The sequence below is a fragment of the Candidatus Aminicenantes bacterium genome, assembly GCA_026393795.1.
Taxonomy (GTDB): domain Bacteria; phylum Acidobacteriota; class Aminicenantia; order UBA2199; family UBA2199; genus UBA2199.
Map to the genome: position 1 here is coordinate 1 of JAPKZL010000093.1, position 2,632 is coordinate 2,632.

At 54.2% G+C, this 2,632-nt stretch carries 4 protein-coding genes; 2 read left to right on the top strand and 2 right to left on the bottom strand.

Annotated features, from left to right (window positions below):
- Positions 1 to 1,104: HD domain-containing protein (locus NTW95_04630; protein MCX6556704.1), on the bottom strand; the 1,104-nt coding region annotated here is incomplete at its 3' end.
- 102 nt (positions 1,105 to 1,206) lie between these two features.
- Between NTW95_04630 and rsmD the strand changes: the two genes are divergently transcribed.
- Together rsmD and NTW95_04640 are read left to right on the top strand one after the other, a co-directional pair.
- Positions 1,207 to 1,755 carry a 16S rRNA (guanine(966)-N(2))-methyltransferase RsmD gene (rsmD, locus tag NTW95_04635; protein ID MCX6556705.1) on the top strand — a complete coding sequence of 183 codons (549 nt, stop codon included), beginning with the start codon at positions 1,207 to 1,209 and terminating at the stop codon, positions 1,753 to 1,755.
- Positions 1,756 to 1,911: 156 nt separating this feature from the next.
- The gene (locus NTW95_04640) at positions 1,912 to 2,223 is read left to right on the top strand and encodes a hypothetical protein (protein MCX6556706.1); all 312 of its coding nucleotides are present in this window, start codon (positions 1,912 to 1,914) and stop codon (positions 2,221 to 2,223) included.
- Between the two features lie 144 nt (positions 2,224 to 2,367).
- Here the strand turns inward: NTW95_04640 and NTW95_04645 are convergent.
- Positions 2,368 to 2,632: hypothetical protein (locus tag NTW95_04645; protein MCX6556707.1), on the bottom strand; the 265-nt coding region annotated here is incomplete at its 5' end.

A 2,632-nucleotide genomic window follows, 5' to 3' on the forward strand; every position in this document is an offset into this window, starting at 1 on the left:
ATTGGTCTTGTGGTAGTCGATCATTTCCCGGAACCATTCAAGACGGTGATCATTTTCCAGAAAAGCCAAACCTTCCTTGTATTTCCAGTGGGCGGCGATGCCCTCCTCGGCGTTGCGGTGCATCTCCTGGGTGCGGATCTGGATCTCGAATTTCACCCCTTCCTTGGTGATGATGGTGGTGTGGATGGACTGGTAGAAATTGCTCTTGGGGTAGGTGATGAAGTCGCGCCAGCGCCCGGGAATGTGCACCCATTGCTGGTGGATGGCGCCCATGATCACGTAGCAGTTGGCCACGGTGTCGGTGATGATGCGCAGGGCCAGCAGGTCGTAGACGTTTTCCAGCTCGATGTGCTGCTTTTGCAGCTTGCGATAGATGGAGATTTCCCGCTTGATGCGGTAATGGATCTCGGCTTTGATCTTTATCTCCTTGAGGATGGCCAGGATCTGCTTTTTCAGGGCCTCCACCTGCTTCATGGCCCAGTCGTACTTGTCGCCGACCTCGGCCTTGATGCGCTGGTACTCGTCTGGATGCAAGTACATGAAGGAGACGTCCTCCAGCTCGTCGCGGATCTTGCCCATGCCCAGGCGGTAGGCGATGGGCGCATAGATTTCCAGCGTTTCGCGGGCGATCTTGACCTGCTTTTCCGGGCTCAGGTGGGCGAGGGTGCGGATGTTGTGCAACCGGTCGGCCAGCTTGATCAGGATGACGCGGACATCGGCGGTCATGGCGATGATCATTTTTTTCAGCGTTTCCGCCTGGGCGTCCTCGACATCGACCTCGGAGATCTTGGAGATCTTGGTCACCCCCCAAACGATGTCGCTGATCTCGGTCCCGAAAAGCTTGTTCAGGTCCTCGCGGCTGTACTGGGAATCCTCGATCACGTCGTGGAGCAGGGCGGCGGCGATGGAGATTTCATCGACCTTCATGTCGGCCAAAATCCCGGCCACGGTCAGCGGATGGGTGATGAAGGGTTCATTGGAGGCCCTTTTCTGGTTCAAGTGGGCGTCGGTGGAAATGGCGTAGGCCTTCTTGAGCAGGGCGATGTTGGCCTCGGGGTAATATTTCAGTATCTTTTCCTGCAATTCGTGAAAGCGCTTGATCATTCCCCTTATTATATATTATTTTTTGCCTCGGCGCCTTTGCCGGCGCATTTTTTCCAAAAAAATCGGCTTGACCTCCCGGGTAAAAGCGGGTATGCTGGGTCCATGATCAGAATTGCCAGCGGCTTCTACAAGGGGCGGGTGTTGCGCGGCGGAAAAAACTCCGTCATCCGCCCGACCATGTCGAAGCTGAAGCTCACCTTCTTCGACATCCTGCAGCACGATGTCAAGGAAAAAATTTTTCTCGACGGCTTCGCCGGCACCGGCAATATCGGCATTGAGGCGCTCTCGCGCGGCGCCGAGTACGTCATTTTCATCGACGACTTGCCCGAGGCGGCGCGCACCATCAAGCACAACGCCGAAAAAATAGGCATCGCCAGCGATTTTTACCGGGTGATCCTCGGCGATTTCAACCGCTCGATCATCGCCCTGGCCAAGGACGGCTTCCAGTTCGACCTGATCTACCTCGACCCGCCCTACGCCATGCTCGAATACGCCAATCCGCTGAAGGTGATTTTCAAGCGCAACGTGCTGAAAAAAGACGGGCTGATCGTGCTGGAAAGGCCGACACAGGTCCGCTTCGAAACGCCCTATTTCACCCTGCGCCGCAGCGTGCCCAGCGGCCGCGAAAGCCTCGATTTTTTCGGCTACTGACGTCGCTCCCTTTCCCTTATTTCGATCCCGGTTCTTCCTGACCTTAGCCGCCGTTCAACCTGGAGAATGGCTTGTACTTGACTAATCGAAAAGGGTATAATGAATTAACCTAACCTGTTTTTAAAAAATGCCAGCGTTTAGGAAGGGAGGGACGAAATGACTGTTTTATTTGTTCCGGAAACAACGGCTTTGAAACCTTTGAATGAGATCCTGCACAGCATTCTCACCTTCATTTATTTTCTCGCCCATCAGATCGGCTTGGGGATCATCAAGGCCGTTCAGTCGCTCATTCCCAGTATCGTTTTCCCCGGCAATATCGCCGACCCCCTGGGCTTCCTGGTTATTTTGACCTTGTTCATGGTTCTGGTCAGCGTGGAATTCGGTAAAAAAATCGCCTGGATCATTATCTGCGCCGGCTGGATCCTGTTGCTCATCAGGATTTTCATGGTGATTTTCAAAATCGGATAAGCTAAGCCTCCAGCTCCCACTAGTCAGTCAATGTGACAATGTTGGTGTTAGTGGTAGTGGAAAGGCAATCGAGCGGTTTTTAAAATATCGCTAATTTCTTCCCTTACCCTACCACTAACACGTATCCTAGATCAGGCCGAAACTTCAGCGCAAAAGGTACAATGCCAATCCCACGCTGGCATAGCTGCTGGCGTCGGCGTTGAGGGCGATACCGACCTCGGCCAGGAAATCGAGGTCAGCGCTGATGCGGTACTCGATCCCGGGCACGAGATGCACCAGGGTGAAGTTCAGATCAGTATTCTTGACTGAATCGAAGGCGAGCTTGAGGCCGCCGTAGATTTCCAGGTTCTTCGCCGGCGCGGTGCTGGCTATCAGAGCGGTATCGATACCGGAGCTGTCCCCGCCGCCA